This is a genomic window from Legionella lytica (genome assembly GCF_044626755.1).
GTDB classification, from domain to species: Bacteria; Pseudomonadota; Gammaproteobacteria; order Legionellales; family Legionellaceae; genus Legionella; species Legionella lytica_A.
The window spans coordinates 241385-265924 of sequence record NZ_JBGORX010000001.1; the positions used below are offsets into that span (position 1 = coordinate 241385).

A 24540-nucleotide genomic window follows, 5' to 3' on the forward strand; every position below is an offset into this window, starting at 1 on the left:
TTTATATAAAGATAGTCCCATTAGGTCATGAGTTATGGGGCTCGGACAAGGAGTACAGGAGTAGAGGCAATACGCATCACGTGTTCTGCCACACTACCCAACAGAAAACGGCTAAATCCTTTTCGGCCATGAGTACCTAAAACCAATAAATCCGCAGGCCATTCCTTCGTCGCATCTACTATTACCTCAGCGACTCTTCCTCCCTGCAATTGCCCTAATTCAAGTAGCTCTGCTTCAACTGTAATCGCTACCCGAGCTGCGATAAATTGCTGCGCCTTATTTAAAATATCTTGTCCTTCAGTTCGGAGTACTTCTATATATGCAGAATAATCAAACCCTGGACCCCCATAATAAAGCAAAGACTCATCAACTACGTGGATAATTTTCAATTGGGCATTTTCGTTTTTTATTAATTTAATAACTTCTTCCATAGCGGAATTGGACGTGTCGCTACCATCAACTGCTAACATTATCTTTTTATAAAACATAATCATTCCTTATGCTTTGCATTAAAGTCATGCCATGTGATGAGTTTTTGATAATTTAATTTCTAGCATGGTAAAGTTTATGTGCTTTATGGAGAGGGCCTCCCAGTCGATGAATCCAACTCTTATTCATTGGTTTATTATAGCATCTCTAATGATAGTGACGGATTATTTTCATCAATTGTAAGCTGTGCCTATGGCCTAACAACATGACTTTAAAGCATAGCAGAAATAAATTTGAGTCATGGGCTCTTAAAGAATAATATAACTATTGCCACTTTGTTTTAAATATTCCGATATGTGTGGATTTTTTTACAAGGTTCATTATTACGAATTGCTCGTGGAAGCCAGAAATTTCATTTGCACATACAGTCCCTGGATTAAATGCATTAGTAGCATGATGAGGCATCGGGTTTAAGTTATATAAAGCCGTACGTACACAATCTGCAACAGGACAAAGCTATAGAGATAATAAACGCATTGAATTAATTGCAAGCATCTTAAGAGTGAAATAAAATGCCCTTTTTTTATTACCTATGGATTAGTTTATGTCAGTAAAAAAATGGGCACTGTCTTTAGCTTTGGGTTTTGCCACTTTAAGTAGTGCTTTCGCTGGGACGGAAGATTGGCAAGGCACTTTCACTGTGCAGGATAGTCAAGGTGAGCAACGCCAAGTGATTCACACACCGCAACGCGTACAATTTATGTTTTTTAGTGTTTCAAAATGCATGCATTTTCGTAAAGGATCTAAGATTAATGGTGTAGAGTTTACTCAGGATGTTGATCTTTGTACTAGCTTCGACATTCCTGGTTTCATGCTAGAAGTTCAAAAGCTGGGTACGATTGTCAATAAAGAAGTAGTGGTTGGCTCAACTTATCCTGCTTGAGGTATTTGGAATAAATCCCTGATATATCAATCAACGGAACACTCGATTGAAATGCAACAAGCAAATCAATCGAGGTGAAAAGTAAATCCCTGATTCCTATTTATTGCTTCCAAATGCTGTACCAGGAAGCCTACTTTCCGCTGTAGGTATATTAATAACTACAGAACTTAAAGGAAAGAAAGAGGTTTTTTTGTCAGAAATCGCTGCTGTCTCTCCTTTAGATGCAGCCAGTAGTGATTTTTCAGTTGCAGGTTACCAAAATCCTGGTAACTCAGATATTCAACTCCAGTTTCGCTTGCTAAACCTTTTAGGTAATTCTCCATCTCGCTTTGTTTAACGCTGGATCTTTAGCTGCCAACTCTGGTTAAAACGATAATACTGGGAATTTTGAAAGTATAATTAATATCTTAAATTATTAAAGTAGAAGTGCAAATTTAACCTAAAATAGAAGTAGGTCAATGATGTGGCTTGTTAGATTAAGTCAGTTGCAATTTTTGCTATGCTTAAAAGCATAGGTGCGTAAATTTTATATATTCAAAATAAGAAGTCTACTCTTAATGAGGGGCACGAACGATGAAAAAAGCCGTACTTTATTTCTTAGCCTTTATTGGCGTTTTGTTTTTATTGTTTCTCTCTTATCATTGGTTGTTCAGCATAACTGGGGCAACAATGTATGGTAGTGGCAGCATCTCATCTATTCCGGGCCCAGCGCCTGTAGCTGCATATGCTCGCATGGATAATGCCGCGATGAGCTCTGCACCGCAAATAAGCCCCTTATCGCCATCTGCGGAAAATGTAATGAGGCGGATGATTATTCGTAATGCCAATATTACCTTACAAGTGAGCGATATTAATCGGGCTATGGATGCCATTATAAAGCTGGCCAATACTTCCGGGGGATATGTTGTAAACTCAAATATTAGCCAGAATACAGGCAGTACTTCAGGCGAAATTAGTATTCGAGTTCCTGCAGAAGGCTTAAATAATGTATTAGGCCAATTAAAATCCTTAGCCACTCAGGTGACGCAAGAGACGATTAGTGGAGAGGATATCACGCAACAATACGTCAATTTACAAAGTCAGCTAGAAAATTTACAGAAATCCAAAAGTCAACTCGAAAAAATTATGCTTGGTGCAACAAAGACTGAGGACGTGCTTAAGGTACATCAGCAATTGACTGATACTCAAGGACAAATAGATGTTTTGGAAGGGCAAATAAAATATTACAAAGACTCAGTTGCCTTATCTTTGATAAGTATTACTTTGCACATGAGCCCCACGATACAAAATGACTATCAGTCACAATGGCGCATAGCTGAAGTATTTAAGAGTTCTTATGTGGATTTGATTAGTGGATTACGTAACTTCACTTATAGTTTGATTCAGTTTCTCGTTTATTTTCTCCCATTAGCCTTGTTATGGGGATTTGTTGGTTTGGTCGTTTATTGGGTCGTAAAAAAAATCTACAAATTATTGTAAATCCAATTAATATTTTGGAATCAAAGGGGTAGAGTCGTAGACCATTAGTGTTTGTATATCAGACAGCCCCCTTTGGGGCTGTTTCTAAGCCTTAGCCTGTTAGGATTTTACTTTTTCTTCGATACGTTGCCCAATTTCCTGGTCGATATTTTTCCAGTATTGAATGGCTCTTTCGAGTATTGGCGGCGTAACCCCATTTTGCAGATGACCAACGACGTTACTTACCAGTCTGCTTCGCTCTTCATCATTCATTACTTTGCGCACTAATGTATTCGCCTGTCCGTAGTCATCATCATCTTTACGCAACGTATATGCTTCACGGACCAAGTCCCCGTGAGCGTTCCATGTTGCTACTTCTGGATTAAGCGAACTATCAGCTACAGGGCCACCTTTAGTGTTCGGTGCATAAACAGGATCCGCAACATTTTCCATACGCATTGCACCATCCTTACTGTAGCTATGAACGGGGCATTGTGGTCTATTAACCGGTATCTGCTTATAGTTAACTCCCAGTCGTGCTCGGTGTGCATCAGCATATGAAAAGACTCTCGCAAGAAGCATTTTATCTGGACTAATGCCTGTTCCCGGAACCATATTATTTATCTCAAAGGCAGCTTGTTCCATTTCCGTGTGATTATCGGTTGGATTACGATTAAGAGTAAGTTTTCCAACTTTAATCAGGGGATAATCTGCATGGGGCCATACCTTGGTAAGATCAAATGGGTTATAGCGATAAGTTTCTGCTTCATGGAAGGGCATGATTTGCATGTGCAGCGTCCAGCTTGGATGCTCACCACGTTTGATTGCTTCAAATAGATCGCGGGTATGGTAGTCGCTATCTTTTCCGGCCAGATAATCGGCCTCATCTTGGGTGAGGTATTCAATACCTTGATCTGTTTTAAAGTGATATTTGACCCAGAATTTCTCTCCTTTGGTATTAACCCACATGTAGGTGTGGCTTGAAAAGCCATCCATCTGTCGCCAGCTTTTAGGAATCCCGCGATCACCCATTAGCCATGTCACTTGATGCGCTGATTCGGGAGACAGGGTCCAAAAGTCCCATTGCATGTCATGATCCCGTAAATTATTATCGGCACGGCGTTTTTGAGAGCGAATGAAATGCTGGAATTTCATGGGATCGCGAAGGAAAAAAACGGGAGTATTATTACCAACGAGGTCAAAGTTGCCTTCGGAAGTATAAAATTTTACGGCAAATCCGCGCGGATCCCGCCAGGTATCAGGGCTGCCACGCTCTCCGGCAACTGTTGAAAAACGCATGACTACATTGGTTTGTGCACCAGGCTGAAACACCGCCGCCTTAGTATACTTACTTACATCTTCGGTTACTTCAAAATGTCCGAATGCACCGCTTCCTTTCGCATGGGGTTGACGCTCAGGTATTCTTTCGCGGTTAAAATTAGCCATCTGTTCAATGAGGTAATGATCATGCAGCACTATAGGGCCATTCGGTCCAACGGTTAGTGAGTGTTCCGTACTAGGAACAGGTATACCTGCATCTGTCGTTACAAATTTTTGAGTTTGGTCTTTATCCGTCATGTTACTACCTCCCTTAATTGGCAATCCTTAAAATAAGCCCAAGTTGAGCTTAATTGGTATTGTTTAATCATATCGCTACAAGTCTATTTTATCTGTCTCATCAATGATAGATAAATTTCGGGGTGTGTCGAAAATCATTTTATATCAAGAGTCTAATCAATAGTGATATGCAAAATACTGAATGCCCCGCTTCCTCTATATCTACATCCCCGACTGGTTCGCGGGATCTAACATCTGTGTACAGAATGAGATCTCTGGATACCGCAGTCAAGCTGCGGTAATTCGGGAATATTGATTGGGTAATAAGGCCTTAAGGTAGGCGTTTATTAGGGCGGTGTAGCCATAGACGATAATTTCTCTTTATCTTCATTCGGTACTTCTAATGCATCGGCTCCCGTCGTTGTTGCTCTTAATTTTTGATAGGAAGGAGAGTCTAAAAGGAAAGTTTCTATTTGCGGATGGCCGCTAAAAAGAGCTGGTTCGTGAGGAAACAATAAAATATTATCCGATTGATAACTTTCCGGTAATTTTTTCTCTAATGGATGATTTACTGCTAGATGATTTACTGCGGTGCTCTTATTAGAAAGCTGGGAATAAAAACTGTTCGAAAGGACTCCGAATGAATCTTTTAAAAATTTAATATCTCAATGCTGATTCCCAAAATAGCGATGTGCCATGACTTGCTCTGATTGCTTCTGCCTGCTTAATATTTCCTTCTCTCGGTGATAATTTTCTTGAGCAAGCCATTTTAATTCCTCTTGTTCAGGAGTTGTAGGTTTTAGCTCTGAGGCATGAAGTTCATTCAATGGATGTGTCCCTAAAAGGAACTCTGCAATTTCCGATTGCATCCAGCGTTTCTGCCCTTCATAAATAAATACATTTTGTTGACTGCGTTTAAGAGCTACATAAAGAGTATTCAGTGTATTCCATTGTTCTATGGAATATTCTTGTTTTATATTAGGGTTTAATTGGGTGATTTCAGGAGCATGGCTAAAGGGATTCCACAAAATAACTGTACTTCATTAACGCATATTCTGCAAAAAAAACATAACGAGCAGCCACTGGTAGCGTGACTTCATGGCCAACACAGGATTTTTTGTACAACTCGATGTCTGCTGAGGCTAAGGCGCCTTGGCACATAATATTAATTCTAATTGATTGCTTATTATCACAAAATATTATGTTAGCATCGCTACTTTGGTACGATATTAAAAAGAAATTAATTTAAGGATAAATGATATGCGTTTAGGAGTTTCTGTTCTAAGTATCGCCGCGGCTTGCTTGTACTCTTCATATGCTTTAGCGGGGGAATCCGGTATATCCACGATGAATTGCGCGACTACGAGCTATCGCTCAGTGCTTTCTTTTTTTGGCGGCTATGCCAATATTAATGCAGGGGCCAGGGTATCCTACTTAGGAGGCGATGGTACGGCATATTCCTACCGAAGTTCAAAAGACGGTCAAAGCGATGGTTTTCTTGGTGGTTTTCTTGGTGTTGAACACCCTATCTCCTGGTATAATTTATTGGTGCAGGCAGGCCTAGAGTATAGTTATTTTGGTCCTGTGGGAGTCCAGGGACTTAATACCGTAAGTATGACTTCCGGGATATCCACCGTACATCGCTATCGCTATAATCTTGTCGCGCACCAATTTCTTGTGTCAGCAAAATTCTTAACCACTACTCATGGTCGCTATCATCCTTACGCCTTAGGCGGAATAGGGGCCGCAGTTACTAATATGGAGAATTTTCGAGTAACGCCCATTCAAGATGGTGGTATGACTACAGCCCCATCTTTCTCAGAAAATAATTCAACCCGATTTAGCTACAGTGTTGGTTTTGGTGTGGACGTAGATGTGAATCAATATACGCGTTTGGGATTAGGCTACCGGTTCAGTGGCTTAGGCGATGCTGCATTGAAAAGAGGGAAGATGTTAGCAAATAATCAAGTTGTTCCCGTACCATTTGCTCTTGGGGTTCATAATACCCATGCGAATCAATTAATGGCCCAACTTACTTTTGTAGTGTAGGGCTAACATACTGGGCCCCTGAATAGGTGGGGGCCGATTATAAGAATGCGATACTTATTCTTTGCTATCTCCTTAGCCTCTATCACTATAACCCTCCTAAGATCTTCACTATTCTGGGGTGGTGATTTTTTGTACTTTTTTAGCGTTACTCTCTCAAGTATAAAGTTCCAGTCATCGATTCTTGCTCCCTATTATAAGGGTGAAGTGGAAATTATTAGCTAAATGGTCAATTAGTGGCTGTTCTTAATATTGCGATAATGTTTATTATTTATACTCCGCTTCTTTTCAAGTTCCCTCGTTACGGTAACTTTAATAAAAACAATATGTTTTCCTACGAACTAGCAGAGTATTAGAGATGAAAGAAAGTACCAATCCATTATATCGACTTCTTAATGAGAAACAGCAAGCGTTTATGAAAGGATTCCGGGTTCAGTCAAAAAACTCGTTAGACTACGGACCTTATCACATGTTGGATTTTGCTGTAACTCGAAATAAAGTTAGAACTGCTCTCGGTGAGTTTACTCCCGTTGATGCTCATATTTCTATTTATGAGGAAGATAAAAGAGAAGTGGGACATTCTGCATTTCATTTAACTGCAAACTTAGAGAATAATGTGGGGGATGAGTATTGCGCTCACATCTATTATAGCCAATCTGGGGATTATATTTTTCATTCCTTCCGGGATGGTCAGAATAAATTCTACGAATTAAAAGCCGTAGAAGGATTATTAAGTTTTGACAAAAACAATATTCAACAGTTTCTAAGTACCCTTAAAGAACTGCAGCGAGAATACCACAACAAGTATAGTACTCTCGTTAATACAGCCAATAACCTTAGTAAGTCACTTGAAAGTAATGTTCCAAACAAAAAAACATTGGAGCGTTATAAAGACAGTGTAAGTGACTTGATTCAGTTTATTAACAGTGGCACCTTCTTTAATCAAGATCACTTAGCGAGTATAAAAATACATGAGGATTTGCTTGAAGAGGCGCAACTAAAAATAAACTCTCTTCACACTGCTGCGCGCAACAAAGCCGTTCCAGTTATTAAGGAAACTCCTGTTCAAGAGCCTAGTTTACCAGCGGCAAGCAAGTCGGTGGAAACGGAATCTACTTCCAGGAAAATAGATGAGCTGAATAAAAAAATCGTCGCCTTGAGTCAAAAGAGGAAAAGCAGAACACCGAGCTTAATCCTGCAGGAGAATGATTTATATAAGCAAAAGTTAACTCTTCTCCAAAAAAGTGACAGTTCTTCATCCAAGAAAAGCGCTAAAAAAACAAATCACCAAGATACTGATAATGAATTTATGATGACTTTGAATAAAGTGACTGAATTACAAGAAGAAATTAATCGTTGTATTCTTGATATATTGAAAGATAATAAACGATATAGTGCAGATACAAAGGCATTACATAGTCTCATATCATCATGTTCTATTAAAACGAATGTAGTACTGCAAACTGTGGTGGAATGCAACCGCGGAGCCACTTTCGAATATTTAGTTGCACAGCGTAAAGATATTGATGTGAATGCTGTAAGCGCGAGTAATGCATCTATGCTGGAAATCGCCTATAAAAAGCATCATTTTGAGATGTTTAAACAGCTTTTACAAAATAAAGCATCTCCAGATGTTATTTGTAGCAACAAAAACTCTCTTCTTTATTGCGCATGTGAAGAGGGACGTTTCAAGGAAATGGAACTATTATTAGAAGCGGGAGCGAATCCATTACTAATGAATGCCGATGGATTTAATCCTTTTGGCGCTCTGGTATTTAAGCAACCTCAAATTGACCTATTAGCACTCTTTTTACGACATGCCCCAGATGCTCTCAACCAAAAACAAGGCAAAAAAAATCAAAAGCGCAGTCCTCTTGCTTCTGCCTGTGAGGCACAATGGGATGCAGGGGTTTCATTTTTCTTAGACCATAGTGCTGATTCAAATATAAAAGGCGATGATGGACTTACTGCCTTGGGCGTTTGCGTAGCTAATAATAACTTGAAGTTATTTAAAATGATTCTTGAAAAATCAAAGATATCACTTACCGAAAGCTTGCACAATGCCTTAGATACCGCTGTGTTTCTTAAACAAAAGAAAGATCAAAATACGGAGCCTTTTATTGAGGAAATTCGTCGTTATAACGACACCCGACAATTGGAAACACAGGTTCCTGAATTTATGGATGCCGCTAGCCGAATAGGTAAAATGGAGCAATCCAAAGCACCTAATAGCCTCTATAGCTTTTTCCAGAGCATGAGTAAATACAATAAAATACTGGATAATGAGAGCTTGTTCTCTTTATCAAAACAATAGAAAATTTTGTAAAACGTATAGGTTGGTCCGTGCCTAACATTGAGTTGTGTATGGTCCAATCTATCTTATGGATATAAAGTCATTAAGTTAATGACTGTGCGTCCCATTTCATCTGCTAATGTAAAATTTTTTAATTCCATTGAGCCATCATCTTAGATCCTTTAATTAATGTGTAAGTTTACAAAAGCATCTTTAATGTTGAATGTTTTCATGCCTTAACACCGGTTGAGTAGGAGGCTGTTGAATGTTCTCAGGTTTTATCACCGGTTGAGTCGGAGGCTGTTGAATATTCTCATGCTTTATTACTGGTTGTGCAGGAGGCTGTTGAATGTTCTCAGGTTTTATCACCGGTTGAGTCGGAGGCTGTTGAATATTCTCATGCTTTATTCCTGGTTGTGCAGGAGGTTGTTGAATATTCTCAGGTTTTATCACCGGTGGAGCCGGAGGCTGTTGAATATTCTCATGCTTTATTACTGGTTGTGCAGGAGGCTGTTGAATGTTCTCAGGTCTTATCACCGGTTGCGCGGGTTTTTGTTGAATGTTCTCAGGTTTTATCGCCGGTTGAGCCGGAGCTTTTTGAATGTTCTCAGGTCTTATCGCCGGTTGCGCGGGTGTTTGCTGAATGTTCTCCTGCCTTATCACTGGTTGTGCAGGCGTTTGTTGTGGTTTTAATGGTTTTAATTTCTCGTGTTGAGGTATAGGGATTGGATGCTGATGAGGGATTTGAATTGGTTGATTCTCTTTGAGCGGTTTATTTACCGGTTGTGGATTCTGCATTGTTGGCATGGGTGTGGTTGATTTTGAACCATTCAAAGGTACACCAGGATTATTGGTTAACTCATCTTTTACTTTGGTAAAAGAGGTAGGGGGGGCAGAAGGCTGATTTTTAATAATAGTATGTTGATTGATTACTTTTTCTGGAGGTTTTACTCCTTTGCTAAGACTTCCTCCCAATATGCTTTGATTTGTAGGCGCTATTGGCGCATGAGTAAGAGATGGGGCTTTAAGTAAGCCAGGGTGGGTAAGTTTAATCGCAGCTTTATTAACCGGCTGAGCGTTGATAAAAGTATTTCGATTAACACTAGTAATCGCATGCTCAATGTGCTTATTTTTATAGTCAAATTGAGCATTATTCTTTTGATACCAGTGATTAACATTAATATTGTGAAAATAAGTATTACTCACATTTAATTGATTAAAATAAGCACCACTCACTGCATAGGCAGGAGTATATATTTCACCCGGGCCAAGAGGAAACCATGAAATATTGTCATCCTCTGTTCCGATAAAAACTACTAACGCAGGAGCATAAAGAGCTTCAACATCTGCAGGACCAGGAACCCAAGCCCAGCGATCGTCAATAAAAGCCCAACGACCATAATGGAATGGTGCAAATCCCCAGGGTTGATTATCAACCCAAGTCCATCCCCACTGATTTAACCAGATCCATTGGCCCTCCCTATAAGGAGCCCAATCTGCGCTCACGTTTTCTGGTACCCATATAGTTCCATAGGTATCATTAGTTTGCCAGCTGCCAGAAGACTCAAGATCCTGATAGCCTAAAACACTGGGAGAAACATAATTAGAAGTGTTTTTAGCCTCTAAACTGTGTTTCTCTCGTTGTAATACCAAATTATCAAAATCATCTAAGGATTTTAATTGGGTACATTCAGGGGCTTGCAAGTCAACACCGGTGTAACGGCAAGTAGTCCCTTCTTTTATTGGCAAGGGAGCAGGTGTATTTTGACCATACACTTCCGCTAAACCTATTTTTATACTGACTATTGTTGAGGTGTTTTCTTCATTGGTAACATCAATTCGATAATATCCAGGTTTAGTTATAATTAATGCGATATTGGGGGTGTCTATTTCATAAGTTTTACCTGGTTTTATTTCGTTGACAATTAAAACCATGCTTCCTTCGGTCAGCTGAAATTGGCCTAGATTCTCTGTAAGATTTACTATTTTTAAACTAGTCAAGCTATTAAGCCAAATTGCCGTTTTGCTACTAAATTCCAGGGCTGCTTTTGCGGATGTATCGGTCCATAGACTGTCTCCTACAACCAACGGCCTATTAAGTGATGCATCAACCCATTGTTCTTCTCCAGCAGCTAGGAGACTAACACTACCAGTCACTAGATTTAATCTGGCTATATCTGTCACAGGGTCTGCGAATGCGGTATTAAATAAAATAATGGAAGCACATAAATAAAATATGAGTATGGGGGTTTTCTTAATAATGAACATGATGAATTCCTTTATTTTTTACTTCCCTTTACTAAATTATAGTAAAAAGTGATTAATAAAAGAGCATTTCGGGGCTGGTTAGTGAGCCAGGAAAAACTGAATGAGGTTTTGTTTTAATTGATTGGATAAAGCTTTTTACTAAAAAGCTTTTTAGTGTCAGTGGTTTAGTTTGGTCAACTAGAATGGAGTACACATTCTTATTATTTTAATGTATTTTCATTAGATAAACTATTTATTGCTTGATAGGAATTAATGACTATTTATTTTTTGTTTGGTAAAACGGGCTCTGGAAAAAGCTATATAGGAGAACTACTCGAAAAACGAAACATTCTCCATATCGATGGTGATAAACATATCACCCCCAGGATGCTGGATTGTTTAATGGAGGATGAACAAATGACTCCAGACATAATTGATGAGTTTGTCGATGTATTAATCGATGTTATCAAAGTTCAGAAAGAAAAAACTCCAGCACAAAGTTTTGTTATCTCACAAGCCATGTATCTCGACAAACATCGCCTTAAGTTATTAAATGCGATACCGGACCTTAAATTTGTAATGATTGAGGTTGAACCTAAGCTTCGGGTAAATTTTATTACTTGCCGCTATCAAAATAATAAAAGTAAAGTAAGTTTGCGATATGCCAATGAGATGGATAAATTTTTTGAGAGGCCTTCGCATGAAATAATACTATTTGAAAATAATCACCAAGAAGATGAAATTCTTATTAAACAAATCCATAAGAAAATGCCAACGCTTTTTAATATAGCAGTAAAAGAAGATTTAGTTCCACATAGACCAATACAACTTACTAAATAAGTTTATTTGTTATTGATAGCAGATAATTCCTGCTATTTAAATCCTTTAGGTGTGTATGTATCACCCTAATTTTTCTCAATGAATTTATAGGTCACTTCTTGTATGTTTATTGAATAATAAACGTTAGGAGTTGACTTGATGGTACAAGAAGGATTTTTCCTGGAGCTTCATTTATGCGCTTTATTCAATCGAGTTTTTTGCTATTGATTACCATGATTTCATAAAATTTAGAACCATGTATTATGGGAAAGTAAATATTTTATAGCAAAACGGGTGGATTAGTCTCAATCCATTACTAAATAGCCAAGGACATGAGTGGATGAATTATAAACTGTGGGGAAATTTAATTTTATTGGCGTTGCCTTATAGCCATACATTAGCAGCCAAGGCGACTATCTTGCAAAAGGCAGAGCTAGCTATTGGCATTAATGGTAAGAATGCGGAGGTACGGCCTTGCTCGCATTCATTACAAAATTGTTCTATTGTAATTAGCGAAGTAAATGCACCTTGTTTATCTCAACCGGGTTCCATTACAATTAGAAACAACTCGCAGATAATAGCGAAGAATATCAAGGTATTTTCTACTGATCCTTATTTTACTTCTTATGTGGTAACACATAATAGTTGCCCTTCCCAGTTATATCCTAATAATAGCTGTGTTATTTCATTTGATACGAACAGTGCCGCCTCTTTTTCATTAAGCAATATTTTGGTTAAAGGTACGAATACTACGGCCACTTATTTTAATATGCAGGCAATTGTCTGTTCGATACCACCAACTACGTTGACGACTGCTCAGTCGATAGTGCAGTTGTGTACGCAAAGCACTAGTGGTTCTCCTGAGGAAATTAGTATATCGAATAATGGGGTAAATCCTGCAATTGGCCTTAATGCGATTGTGAATAGTCCTGATCTTGGAATCACGATCATTAATAATAACTGCCCGATCGCCTTAGCTCCTGGTGATAGCTGTAGCTTGAGCTTTTCTCCAGGTGATGAGGGTGGAAGTACGACCTCACAGATTTCTGGCTCTAATACAAACATTCTTTCTATAACGCTTAATCAAATATTTTGCTAATGGGGTTTATCCAGGTGTCCATCGCAAGAGGGCATCTGGATTAATGTCTTGTCTCATCCATATTTCGTGCTATTTTTAATCAAAATAGTTGAATTTAAGCACTTAAGTAGGCTATCTTAAAGTCATTGAGTCGTTGCATGACATTATTTGTAATGTGCTACGCTGAAATAAATACCGAATAGTTCAGGAGTTTACCCATGAAAAAAATAATGATACCGCTACTTCTTAGCATGAGTAGTATAAGTGTCGCCGCCGGTGCTAATGTGCTTTTTTTTCAAGCCGCTGCCGATGCGTCAATTACTAAAACAGCAAAAAATAGTTATACGCTCAGCGTTCAAAATCCCACACAATATGTAACTTATTTCACGGACCGCCCTGTTCGTAAATCCGGACTGGTCGCTTTGCCTGAATTCTTGTCTTTATGGACGGACCAAAATAGGGCAAATAATTTTGCCAAAAACCCACCTAATGTGGCAATCAACATGGTATTAGCGCAAGGTAAAGAACAAAATGTAGTTGTAGAAGTTTCCAAACCTACTTATACGAATAATACGTTAAATTATCAAATTAGGACTCTAGACAATAAATCGCTGGATAGTGGTCATTTAAAGCATTTAGTCATGTTTTTTGATGATATTCATTGGAACCCAGGTGGTTTTTAATGAATTATTAACTCACCATGAATTATGGTGTAAATCCAAGATTACATCATAATTCCACTTCGTTGTTTACCCTGTATTATTTTCTCTTAAGGTTCGGTTAATTTTTAGTCATTATAATGGTGCAACACTAATTTTTAATGAGTAATTTATGTCGCGTGAAACCAGTCCATTATTAACGATTAATCATTCTGCTCATGATCAAGATAATAGTCCAGCACCTAAAGAATCTTTGACAAGGGGTATTGCTCTAACCAAAGCATTTCCTGATGGGATGGGCAAAACTTATGCGACTTTTGGACCAATAGCCGTTTTATATCGCCAAGGTTTATGGTTACTCGCTCCAGTATTAATCGGGGGGACTATTAGTATTAGTGATGAAGCATTTTCCTTATTAAAAGAGCGTTATCCTGACAATACGCTTATTACCCAGATGGCGAAGATGACTAAAGGTACTAACCAAGTGCTTGTTGGTTTTCTGGAGGATTTTGGTTTCACTATGGGTATGCTAACTACTATTGCAGTACAAATTGGGGGTATTCAATACTCAAGTAATGCTTTTGGCAAAATTATTGCTCCCCTTGTAAGTATTCTCCCTGCTGGATTAATTCGCTACATTAGAAACCGCCATGCTGCAGGCCAGCATAATAGCTTGCCTTTAGAAATTACTGCGAATACCGTTCGAGCGGCCAATTCTCCTACTTTTGTGTTAGGCTTGTTACAGCAACAAGGTATTTTGGATGAGCAATCGAAGATACCGGGTTATGGGATTCTGGGGGCGGGAATCATTGGTCTTATGGCAGGACTCCTCAATAAATCACATCCGAAAATTGCTCATGTTCTAAATGCGCTGATGGAAACCATTTTAGAAAATCCCTCTTTAGCGGTCGCTTTTTTCGCTTTTCCTAATGATATTTATGCAGCCCAAAATGGGGACGAGATTAGTGAAGGGTTCTTTTTTAGCAATGTAGCTGTAAGTTCCATTTATCTAATTATGCTGACGATGTTTAGCTTGATGATTGCTCGCCACGAATGGCGGGAGCTTACTCACAGTGATGAGGTTATAGAATATGTAGAATCTCAATCCGACATAGAAAATCAATTAATGATACCAGACTCCAATACGGACACCGAGCAACTAGCTTACTTTGCCGATGAAGAGGGGCAGCCAACAACAAAGCCAAGCCGATCCCACTCTCTAGGATTTTTTGATAAGACCACCTCAGGAACGGAATCCAGTATAAACATAAATCCTTTAACACCCGTTTAAATTAAATCATTAATTTTTAACTTTAGGTTATTAGAGATTTACTATGTTTCTGTGCTACCTACACATCTGTTGAGATGATGAATGATCAATTGAAAGAAGGCTAATAAACCGTAGTTGAACTACAGTGGACACAGGCAGTTTTAGGTAGGATTTCACTGACTTATTACATCGCAACTCACCAAAGTATCTGGGTTCGAGACCCTCCGAGCGCGCCATTTGCAAATTTTCTACATCATTTGAGAGTCATTTATACTTTAAAGCCCCTTAATATAAGGGGCTTTTTTTGTGCTTATGAGGTTAGATTAACTTTGTTTATTTGGAGTCAAGCCCCTGCACCAAATCGCCCATTATACACAAACAGCAGGTTATTTTTATTGATAACCTATTTAAATGGTGAATAATATACCTATTATTCCAATAAATAAGTTTGCGTTTTTATTAAAAATAGATAGAAACATCTTGGGTATAAATATTTAATTTTAGATTAAGGAGTAGTATGAATTTATATACCATCACGGGAGTATTATTTGTATTTATTTTATTTGGTCTGATGATGCTGTCTTTATTTTTGGGGTATAAATATTCCAATCATTTTAAATCGAGCCAAAAAATAAAAAAAGAAGGAGGGGTGCAAATAATTGAAGGATCTATGTTTGCTTTACTTGGCCTATTGTTAGCATTTACATTTTCCTCAGCCGTTACAAAGTTAGAGCATCGTAAAGAATTAATTATTGATGAAGCAAACGCGATAGGAACACTTAGTTTACGTTTTGACCTATTACCGGCTGAAGAAAGAGAGCAGTTTAAGACAACATTGAAAAATTATTTAAATGTTCACATTAAAGCCTATCGTGCAATTCCTAATATGGCTGAAGTAAACCGTTATTTAGATAAGTCTCATGCCTATCAAAATAAACTTTGGTCGGATGCTGCTCTGTTTTGCTCAGGTACGAAAAGTAATTATCCTTGCATGCTCATTATGCCAGCATTAAACCAAGTATTTGATATAGAAAATACCCGACTCAAAAATACACTCTTGCATCCACCAATATATATTTTTGTTTTGCTCGTGGGGGTTGCTTTAGTCGCGACTTTTTTTATTGGTAATAATCTTGGCTATAGCAAGGACATTAGTATGATTCATATTATCTTTTATGCTCTAGTGATTAGCCTTGTGATTTTTTCTATTGTTGATATAGAGTATCCACGTTTAGGATTTATTCGTGTTGATTCTTTTGACAGTGTATTGATTGATTTGAGAGCGTCATTATAAATAAGAATTAAAATGCAGTTCTATATTTAAGATTCAGGAATTTGACGCGAGAGTTAATTAAAGCAAGTTAGTTAAAATTACGTTCCCCAGCTACATGTAAGCAGAGACGTTTGATAATGCTTTTTTTAACATAAGCGCCCCATGTTTTTTGGTATTTGGATAGACAGCAAGGTTTACTGTATAGATTGAGGCTAAACTGGGGCAGGGGCCTTATTTTATACAAAAAACACTATTTATGTATCTCTTTTGCTTTTTGGGAGGAACCTATCTTATATTGGATATTTTATTAAATTAATTTTTTTCCTTATTTTCGAAAGGAAAAATGATTTTCCAATCGTTTTTCATGCTGACTATATTCCAGTGATTTTTTTTAGCTTCATTCATTAATGCATCAGAAAAGGTCCCTATTTTTGACGATGCGCCGTAACTGTATTCTCGTTTATCATCATCATGATGTATTAATAGTAATAAACTAGCTCCATGTCGAGATTGTGTCCATTCCAGCATTTCTTTATCCCCATCTGAGTTACCAACAGCAATAATGGGCTTACAGCCAATAAATAAATTAATAGCTTCAGGCTTCCCTTTTTTATCATCAAAAATTAAAATATCCGGTGTTTTAATTAATTCAGGTTTATCGTTTTGATAAACGAATTTGGTTTTCCCTGCCGAGCCTATGACTTTTTCGGGTAATACATTATACGTTTGTTGTGAGAATGTACGGACAAAATCTTGGCCACCGCCGGTAACGATATAAATTTTGAAATCATGTTCACGAAGGTATTGCAGCACTTCAAGCATTGGTTGATACACTAATTGGGTATAGGGACGCTCATAACGTGGGTTATTAGTAGTAGCCAGCCAATTGCGTACACTATTTTTAAATTCATCTACACTCATGCCTGAATGCACTACTGCGATAATTTGTTCGATATCGTGCAGCGAGAATTGGGCAAGAGCTTGTTTATCACCATTTAAAATGACATTGAACGGTTTTTTCGTCTTCCATTCTGGGTGTTTGGCAGCTAGTTTTTGTATGCGATCCATTATAAATATGAACTGAGTATAAAGTGGTTGCTCTAGCCATAGCGTACCGTCATTATCAAATACAGCTAGGCGATCATCAGGTGTTACATAATCAGGACTTGACGGATTCGTTACTCGCTCTACAAAGGCAATAATATTCTGTTTTATCTTACCCTCATTCCATGAAGGTAATGTGGCCGCATGAATTAGTCCATTAAATAATAGAGCATTAATTAATATAAAAAATATTGATTTATAGTTCATAAATTGTTCCATCCTAAGTACTTACTCAACTTGAAATACTAATGCTTCACGTTGAGTAAGTAGCAACGGTTAGTCCGAGACTACACCCTTATTCAATGTTTCTAAAACTTGATCTACAGTAAAGGATGCTGCTTTTTGTCTCGGTGGGAACTCTTTGAATGTCTCAATAAATTTAGCTACATAGGCTTGTGCAGGTACCAGGATAAACGCATGGTTTAAAACCCAATCGTAATAGGTGTTTGAAGTTATATCGGCTCTTTCATAGGGATCCATTCGTAAATTAAAGATTTTGGGTACTCTTAATTTAACAAATGGCTCACTCCATACTTTCAGTGTTCCTTGAGCACGCTGTTCTGCAAAAACTATCTTCCAATTATTATAACGCAGGGCGGTTAAATCCCCGTCGTCAGAAAAGTAAAAGAAATCTTGTCTTGGGCCATGGGCTTCTTGTCCGGTCAAGTACGGTAAAAAATTATATCCATCAAGATGTACTTTAAATTGCTTGTCACCAACTTGATAGCCTGATAACAATTCTTCTTTAATATTGAGATCTCCTGCAATAGCAAGTAGGGTGGGTAACCAATCCATATGTGACATAATATCGATTGAAACCGAGCCAGGTTTAATCTTACCAGGCCATTTGACCATGGCTGGAACACGATAAGCTCCTTCCCAATTGGAATTCTTTTCATTTCTAAAAGGAGTCATTCCTGCATCTGGCCAGCTATTCATATGAGGGCCATTATCGGTGCTATAAAACACTAGAGTATTATCAGCAATACCCAGATCATCTAGTTTTTTAAGAATAGTTCCCACATTTTTGTCATGATCAATCATTGCATCATGATATTCACTTTGTCCTACTCCTGATTGACCTTTACTTTCAGGCTTTACATGAGTCCTAAAATGCATGTGGGTGAAATTAATCCATATGAAGACAGGCTTTCCTGCTTTATTTTGTTTTTCAATAAAATCTGCTGCTCGAGAAGCAATATCATCATCAATTGTTTCCATACGCTTTTTAGTTAAAGGACCTGTATCTTGGATTTTTTGGGTTCCGTCACTATTTAAATAGGAGTGAATAACTCCTCTAGGGCCAAATTGTTTACGAAAACCAGGATCTTTAGGGTAATCAGGAAGCTCTGGTTCTTCTTCAGCATTTAGATGATAGAGATTGCCATAAAATTCATCAAAGCCATGATTTGTTGGTAAAAAATTATCCTTATCTCCTAAGTGATTTTTTCCAAATTGGCCAGTTACATAGCCTTGTTTTTTAATTAACTCGGCAATTGTTGGATCTTGATTACTTAATCCTATGTTTGCTCCAGGCATACCTACTTTACTTAAGCCTGTTCGAAAAACACTTTGGCCTGTAATAAACGCAGCACGACCCGCAGTGCAACTTTGTTCACCGTAATAATCGGTAAATAACATACCTTCTTTAGCAATACGATCAATATTGGGGGTGGTATAACCCATAAGACCATGCGAATAGGCGCTAATGTTGGTTTGCCCAATATCATCTCCCCAAATAATTACAATATTAGGTTTTTTTGCGTCCGCTTGGCGCTCTTGATTTATTGGTGCAGTGCTTATGAGATCTGCAGCATAAGCTACGTTACTTAATAAAAAACTAAGAGTAATAAGGTATGGAATCCTTTTCATACTATGTTCTCCATCTATCTAACAATGTGTGATTACTTAAAAAAATTGGTGAGGTAATTTAGTGTAGTATGGTTTTCTCTAAATTAACATGGAAGGTTTTTTCCCAAAAAGTAGGATTTTTCTTAAAGCAAAACCCAGCAGTAGATGCTATTTATCAATTTCAACAACGACTGCATTCCCTATTAATGAAAAGAGCTTTAACTCAACGAGCTTGTCGAAAAATAATCCCAACTTTTTTGGATATGCTCCAGGAGTTAAAACAAAGTGAATTTAAAGCCTTAGCTTCATTAGGTAAAACACTAACTTCTTGGAAAGATGAAGTAGCTAGAATGTGGCGGTTTAGTAAATCTAATGGGATAACAGAAGGGTTTCATAGAAAAATGAAATTGATTCAACGTAGAGCTTATGGTTTTAGGAATTTTGAAAATTACAGAGTGCGTGTTAAGGTGCTCTGTGGGTGATTATAGCTGCCCCCTTAAATGGGAAAGAGCCGAAAAATGAACGTAAGTATTTGATTAAATGGCGCGCTCGGAGGGACTCGAACCCCCGACACCTTGGTTCGAAGCCAAGTACTCTATCCAGCTGAGCTACGAGCGCATTGGGGTGTGAATTCGGTGCTGAAAGTATCTTGATCGGTGATTGATTTGGTGACCAAGAATGGTGGGCCGTATAGGATTCGAACCTATGACACAGAGGTTAAAAGCCTCCTGCTCTACCAACTGAGCTAACGGCCCTTTAGGGCAAAACTTTTAAAACTACTACACTGTACTACAAAAACTGGTGGGCCGTATAGGATTCGAACCTATGACACAGAGGTTAAAAGCCTCCTGCTCTACCAACTGAGCTAACGGCCCTAAAGAGGCTGAGATAATACCTTATTGGCACAGAATTACAAGTGTTTTTTGCAATCTTTGTCATTTTTTTTGTAATTTTATCGCACAATAGCTCATTTATTTTTGCATGAAGGATGCAATTGGTACTAAACTGTATAAGTTGGTTTGTTTTTGCATATCGATGATATTACAGAAGTTTATAAGTATTTTTTGTTATAGAGCTTTTAGTTAATATGGCTGGCGAAGAAATGTTCCACTTTTAGTTGAAGCAGATTAGTTTCGAGCGTTTACCGAGCGTTGCTTTAAGATTTTTTACTATTTATCTTTGATCGTAATGGGACTGCCTTCGCGAGAATTTGTTATTCCCGCTATGTGGGAATGGATAGGACGATGATAACTAAAAGCCTTAATCACAGAGTGCTGCAATTAAGGCGGTTGATTTTATCGAGGGGATATCGAGGACGATGGTTTTTGCTCGGAATCTTCTGAAGGACTTGCCGTTTCCTGAAGTGAAGTAGAGCTATTCAGTCCAAAGAAGCCTTGCAATGAAGGTCTTGTGTTGGCTTGCGTTGCCTTATGTTCCAGCATACTGGCTAGTTCCTTCAGCCCTAATATTTGTGCCAGTTCGATAACGCGAGCAGGGGTTATGAGGTCATCCAATCCTGGTCCATCATCTTGTATTGGTATAGTGAAGATGTCACTAATTACTGTCCTGAGAAAAGCTGGGGCAGCACAAGTTTCACCAGTACAGTGTTGCTTGGCTAATAAGACCATGAATAAATTAAATTGGGTGTTTAGATCTTGTGCTGCGATGAGTTCTGGATTGTTTAACAACTCGCTAAACTCAGGAATAAGCTCGATGCGTTGTTGGTTAAGTAATTGAGCATGGTGATGCGGGCATACTTTTAATCGTAAGTCAGCTAAATAAAGCTCATGGGCAATTGGGTTGGTGTCCGCATAGACTAATCTCCCCGCTGGGTGTCTTTCAACAGTCCATTTAGCGCCCATGACTCGAGTATTTAGTTTTATCGCAGGACAGCCAATACGAATCAGGGGATGGATATCGGCACCTACGGGTAATAGGAGGTCTGGGATTGGCGGAAAGAAGTGTCCATCGACCACAAAATAAACCTGTCGGCCACTAATACCTATGATTACGTTTGAGCCAGCGTGCATCGGTATCGTATAAGGGTATTCTTTCTGTTCTTTAGTGATGGGGTCGCGATAATAAATGGTTCCGGTTGCGGCATCCAAAGCAATAGAGCTTGTCGTGGTTCCGGGAATGCTTTGTTCGCTATCTTGTTGTTTATCCCAGCTGATGCCGAAGAATACCTTTCTATTCTCGCCACCATTAGCGAGTGTTGCTTGCCATGCTCCTTGGGTACCTTCCTGGGTGTCGACTACGGTGCACACGCGGTGTACGGTACTGAGTGTTGTTGGGGTAAAGGTAATTTTATTTTGTTGCAGTTCCGCTACGGTTAGGCTACGAATAGAAGAAAAGCTGATGCTTTGAGTGTCTCTATGGTATGCATGGCCATTATTTTCCGGTAGGTTGAACTTGAAATGATTAATATCCAAAGGTGCGCCAGCTTGTGCGGGTTTTGGAGTATAACGTGTCGTTTGGTCGGGTATGTATAGGGGGTAATTGATTGTTGTTAGCTGCCTGAGGCTTAGCGGTATTTTCCTTTGTTGGCGTAGGCAGGGTGTTTCCATGGTCTGATTATTCAGAAGAGTAAATAGCTCGTCTAAGCTATGAGTGCGCAATGGTAGTTCATTGCTGCTGTTTTGCATGGCTTGAGTAAACAGCGTTTGTTGGGGAACAGCAAATAGTTGGGCAAGCAAATGACCTGTGTATCGTGATTGAAATGAGGTGTGCTGTTCTTGTAAATGACCATTCCAAGCGATGTTTTTTAGGTATTGAAGGGCTGCATGTAATTGTTTTTCTTCAAGAACACTTAGTTTCTCTTGTGCAGATTTTTGTATCAGCAGGGTGCTATGCTGGGCTAGTTTTTGAGTAATCCGCTCGGTAGTTGTGAATGATAGTGTGGGGCGACAACAGGGAATCACGTAATCGAGGAAGGTTTGTAAATCGATACGGTCCCAACTGATTTGTAATTGGGCATCGAGGGTAGTTTCCATTGGGTCTTGTCCAATCCATGCACCAAAATCGGACATTACTAGCATCATGGCTACGTAGCGTTGCATTTCTGCTTCGAGCTCGGGTTTCTTTTTCAGGTAATCGTAGAGCATGGTAGCCATTTTGCGAGTATTTCTATCAAAAATATATCGGGCTCGTAGGGTCTCAAACTGAAATGACATCCAGACGCTAAGTTTCACCACGGGAATTAACACGGCAAGAGCAAATTTACCTTGATATCCTGGCAGGTTGCCACCCAGGTTTTGATTAATGTCTGCCGCGAGTAGTCGTTGCTGCAGAGTATGCAGTCGTTCATAGTCCCCTTGTTTTTCCATATATTCTAGTACCTGAACCAGTAGATTCATGCGATTCATCCAGGGCATGCTTTTAGATACAGAAGAGGGATCGCTTAAGGCTGAGTGTTCTTGAGGCATCACTAATTCAATGCTGTTGGCCAAAGACTCTAAAATTGTCTGCTTATTCTTTTGGGGGGGGTTGGTCTCTGCCAGCAGCTGGAGCAATGCTTCCGCGGCTACCGAGCTCAGGGTTGCAGAATGATTACAGGCGGCTCCTGAAAGGAGTCCGGGGAGATGGTTAATCGACCAGGTTTGGGGTGTTCTGATACGAATCTTATTTAAGGCATCAAGGGTTGGTGCGAGTTGGCGCATGGATTGTGTTTTGGCATCGGGTTGTTGATTCGCATTCCACAGCTCCGAGAAGAGGGCTAGGAGTGCGGGTGATTGGCTTCGTGCCGCTAACATTTTTTGTGCACACTCCGGTGTTTGCAGATTAGTGGTTTGGAGTGCTAATTGTAGGGCGAGTACTGCGGTCATGCGTTGATGAATGAGATGGCGGGGAATAGTGTTTGGTAGTTCTTCACGCATTTTTAATGCGGAAGGACAAAATTTAAAGCTCAGTGGGAGGTTGGTGCCAAGAGCTTGCGCATTGGTAATGTAAATCGTTTTTACTGAGGGATAAAAAACCAATCCTGGGCTTAACCAATCTACGTCGGCGGCTATTTTGGTGATTAAATCAATGAGCTGGGTGGTGGTGGGTTTAGGGCCCTCCTCAAGAATCATTGCTAAGGTTTTGGGTGGATGAGTTGGGGTGCTATCCTCAGCAAAGGCGAAGTAAAAAAGAGTTTGTTTTTTTTCCTGATTAAACTCAAACCCCTCGACCAGCATAAACCCTGGCGGTGTTGGGGTAATAGGTAATTCATTACTGTGTACTTGCAGGTAGGGTGTTTCACTTGCCGTGTATTCTTCACGTTTTTCGCCGCTGTTTAATCGAAACAATTTTTTATTTGCAAGCGATACGATTTCATAATGCCACGGATTGGGAATTTGTAGTGTAGCTAATGCGGCATCGATACGTGGGGGCATTGCTAGGGTTTGGGGCTCTAGTCCTACGGGTCTTGTCGGTTTAAAAGGGAACTGAGTTTTTAATGCCAAGAGGGCTAGTTGTGCGCTGCTTAATGGTGCGGGTCTTAAAAAGGATTGCAACTTAATCCATTGGGGCTGAAAATTGGCCAAGGATAGGAGTGAGTCGTTAGCAAATTTTCCGATGGTTGGGATAAATTGTTCATGCACTTGACGGGGTACTAGTTCAAGACGCTCCTTAATTGATGGGAACGGAGTACTGGCATGGATTAGAAAATCAAAACTTTCACCCAGTGCATTTAAGTCATCGATGGGGCGCATTTGCTGAAAATAATCAAGCATTCGATGGCACTCTTGTTCTTGCTCCATGAGTTCTTCATTACTGAGCTCAGCGGTTTCCCAAGTGAGGCAGTCGGTGTTATCGCGCAGGAGAAAAGCACAACAAAGAGTGGCCCAGGGGCGGTCTGACTGTTCATCAAAGGCAGTAATTTCATCGAATTGCTCTAGATGCTCTTCAATGATTTGAATTAATTGTTGGCGTTCTGTTTTAGTGAAGGCACTAAGGAATTTCTGTGTTTGTTGAGGAAGGGGAAATAAAGTATTTTGTTTCGCGTCCTCTTTTACGGTTTTAATCAATTGCAGTACGTTTAGTAATTGATTGAATTGATTATTTTCGGTGGTGATAGAAACATAGTAGGGGAAAATCTTAAGGAGTGCCATTAACTGACGAAAGTCCTTTATTAAATGCAGCGAATGTCCACTTAAATTAATATGGGTGACCGTTTGGGGAATCGCTTGAAATAGCGTAATGAGCTCTTCATTGGATTTGTGCTTGGCGTAATTCCAGCCGAGATTGAGGTGGCTGATGTGCTCGGGGACTGCGGCAAACAGCAGCAGTAATTCTTCTTGCGAGAGCTGATAAAGGTCCGATTCAGCGAGGTTCAGTTGCTGTTCATTTAGGGTTAGGCTGTTAATACGGTCGAAAATGGGATGCATTGAGGTTCCTTTAAAAAAGTTGGCTAATTTTAAAGCATGCCCATCATTTGCGTCAAGTGATTAATATATGGTCATTTCTTTGTGATGTTTTCGGCTTTTAGATGTATTTTCGGGAAGTAGGGCATTGGTGTGGGAAAGGCGAAAAAA

At 39.2% G+C, this 24540-nt stretch carries 19 protein-coding genes, 3 tRNA genes and 1 pseudogene; 11 read left to right on the forward strand and 12 right to left on the reverse strand.

Going from position 1 to position 24540, the window contains the following annotated elements:
• Nucleotides 1–32: 32 nt before the first annotated feature.
• Entirely contained in the window at nt 33–488 is a 456-nt protein-coding gene (locus ACD661_RS00970; RefSeq protein ID WP_400185657.1) for a universal stress protein, read from the reverse strand.
• A gap of 545 nt (nt 489–1033) precedes the next feature.
• On the opposite strand from ACD661_RS00970, the gene ACD661_RS00975 reads away from it, so the two are divergent.
• The 3 genes from ACD661_RS00975 (at nt 1034) to ACD661_RS00985 (ending at nt 2851) form a co-directional block, all read left to right on the forward strand.
• A complete protein-coding gene (locus ACD661_RS00975) occupies nt 1034–1372 on the forward strand; it encodes a hypothetical protein (RefSeq protein WP_400185658.1) in 339 nt (112 codons plus the stop codon).
• Nucleotides 1373–1562: 190 nt separating this feature from the next.
• Nucleotides 1563–1709 carry a hypothetical protein gene (locus ACD661_RS00980; RefSeq protein WP_400185659.1) on the forward strand — a complete coding sequence of 49 codons (147 nt, stop codon included), beginning with the start codon at nt 1563–1565 and terminating at the stop codon, nt 1707–1709.
• Nucleotides 1710–1945: 236 nt separating this feature from the next.
• The gene (locus ACD661_RS00985) at nt 1946–2851 is read left to right on the forward strand and encodes a DUF4349 domain-containing protein (RefSeq protein ID WP_400185661.1); all 906 of its coding nucleotides are present in this window, start codon (nt 1946–1948) and stop codon (nt 2849–2851) included.
• Between the two features lie 99 nt (nt 2852–2950).
• Here the strand turns inward: ACD661_RS00985 and ACD661_RS00990 are convergent, their stop codons facing one another.
• From ACD661_RS00990 to ACD661_RS01005, 4 genes are all read right to left on the reverse strand, one after another.
• A complete protein-coding gene (locus ACD661_RS00990) occupies nt 2951–4408 on the reverse strand; it encodes a catalase (protein ID WP_400185663.1) in 1458 nt (485 codons plus the stop codon).
• Between the two features lie 326 nt (nt 4409–4734).
• Nucleotides 4735–4902 carry a hypothetical protein gene (locus ACD661_RS00995; RefSeq protein WP_400185665.1) on the reverse strand — a complete coding sequence of 56 codons (168 nt, stop codon included), beginning with the start codon at nt 4900–4902 and terminating at the stop codon, nt 4735–4737.
• 150 nt (nt 4903–5052) lie between these two features.
• On the reverse strand, nt 5053–5415 hold the full coding sequence (locus ACD661_RS01000; protein ID WP_400185667.1) for a hypothetical protein: 363 nt from the start codon (nt 5413–5415) through the stop codon (nt 5053–5055).
• Nucleotides 5399–5548: a hypothetical protein gene (locus tag ACD661_RS01005; RefSeq protein WP_400185668.1), complete on the reverse strand. Its 150-nt coding sequence runs from the start codon at nt 5546–5548 to the stop codon at nt 5399–5401. The genes ACD661_RS01000 and ACD661_RS01005 overlap by 17 nt, the downstream gene beginning before the upstream one ends.
• Nucleotides 5549–5647: 99 nt before the next feature.
• Between ACD661_RS01005 and ACD661_RS01010 the strand changes: the two genes are divergently transcribed.
• Together ACD661_RS01010 and ACD661_RS01015 are read left to right on the forward strand one after the other, a co-directional pair.
• Entirely contained in the window at nt 5648–6436 is a 789-nt protein-coding gene (locus ACD661_RS01010) for an outer membrane protein (protein ID WP_400185669.1), read from the forward strand.
• 355 nt (nt 6437–6791) lie between these two features.
• On the forward strand, nt 6792–8747 hold the full coding sequence (locus ACD661_RS01015) for an ankyrin repeat domain-containing protein (RefSeq protein WP_400185670.1): 1956 nt from the start codon (nt 6792–6794) through the stop codon (nt 8745–8747).
• Nucleotides 8748–8939: 192 nt separating this feature from the next.
• On the opposite strand, the gene ACD661_RS01020 is transcribed toward ACD661_RS01015, so the two are convergent.
• Nucleotides 8940–10994, reverse strand: coding sequence for a DUF6600 domain-containing protein (locus ACD661_RS01020; protein ID WP_400185671.1), 2055 nt, complete (start codon nt 10992–10994; stop codon nt 8940–8942).
• Between the two features lie 252 nt (nt 10995–11246).
• Here ACD661_RS01020 and ACD661_RS01025 point away from each other — a divergent pair, with 252 nt between their 5' ends.
• From ACD661_RS01025 to ACD661_RS01045, 5 genes are all read left to right on the forward strand, one after another.
• Nucleotides 11247–11813, forward strand: a complete 567-nt coding sequence (locus ACD661_RS01025) for a hypothetical protein (RefSeq protein WP_400185672.1) — start codon at nt 11247–11249, stop codon at nt 11811–11813.
• A gap of 319 nt (nt 11814–12132) precedes the next feature.
• Nucleotides 12133–12891 carry a hypothetical protein gene (locus ACD661_RS01030; RefSeq protein ID WP_400185674.1) on the forward strand — a complete coding sequence of 253 codons (759 nt, stop codon included), beginning with the start codon at nt 12133–12135 and terminating at the stop codon, nt 12889–12891.
• 197 nt (nt 12892–13088) lie between these two features.
• Nucleotides 13089–13553: a hypothetical protein gene (locus ACD661_RS01035; protein WP_400185676.1), complete on the forward strand. Its 465-nt coding sequence runs from the start codon at nt 13089–13091 to the stop codon at nt 13551–13553.
• Nucleotides 13554–13701: 148 nt separating this feature from the next.
• Complete coding sequence (locus tag ACD661_RS01040) at nt 13702–14820, forward strand: hypothetical protein (RefSeq protein ID WP_400185678.1); 1119 nt, start codon at nt 13702–13704, stop codon at nt 14818–14820.
• Between the two features lie 496 nt (nt 14821–15316).
• Complete coding sequence (locus ACD661_RS01045; protein ID WP_400185679.1) at nt 15317–16093, forward strand: bestrophin-like domain; 777 nt, start codon at nt 15317–15319, stop codon at nt 16091–16093.
• Nucleotides 16094–16384: 291 nt separating this feature from the next.
• Here the strand turns inward: ACD661_RS01045 and ACD661_RS01050 are convergent, their stop codons facing one another.
• Nucleotides 16385–17383, reverse strand: a complete 999-nt coding sequence (locus ACD661_RS01050) for an HAD family hydrolase (protein WP_400185681.1) — start codon at nt 17381–17383, stop codon at nt 16385–16387.
• 69 nt (nt 17384–17452) lie between these two features.
• On the reverse strand, nt 17453–19048 hold the full coding sequence (locus ACD661_RS01055) for an arylsulfatase (protein WP_400185683.1): 1596 nt from the start codon (nt 19046–19048) through the stop codon (nt 17453–17455).
• Between the two features lie 119 nt (nt 19049–19167).
• On the opposite strand from ACD661_RS01055, the pseudogene ACD661_RS01060 reads away from it, so the two are divergent.
• A pseudogene (locus ACD661_RS01060) lies at nt 19168–19509 on the forward strand (transposase); the annotation flags it as partial.
• Between the two features lie 59 nt (nt 19510–19568).
• Here ACD661_RS01060 and ACD661_RS01065 read toward each other — a convergent pair.
• From ACD661_RS01065 to ACD661_RS01080, 4 genes are all read right to left on the reverse strand, one after another.
• Nucleotides 19569–19645: transfer RNA gene (locus ACD661_RS01065), tRNA-Arg, on the reverse strand.
• Between the two features lie 61 nt (nt 19646–19706).
• Nucleotides 19707–19782: transfer RNA gene (locus tag ACD661_RS01070), tRNA-Lys, on the reverse strand.
• 44 nt (nt 19783–19826) lie between these two features.
• Nucleotides 19827–19902 (reverse strand) — tRNA-Lys (locus tag ACD661_RS01075).
• Nucleotides 19903–20322: 420 nt separating this feature from the next.
• Complete coding sequence (locus tag ACD661_RS01080; protein ID WP_400185684.1) at nt 20323–24393, reverse strand: hypothetical protein; 4071 nt, start codon at nt 24391–24393, stop codon at nt 20323–20325.
• Nucleotides 24394–24540 lie beyond the last annotated feature (147 nt).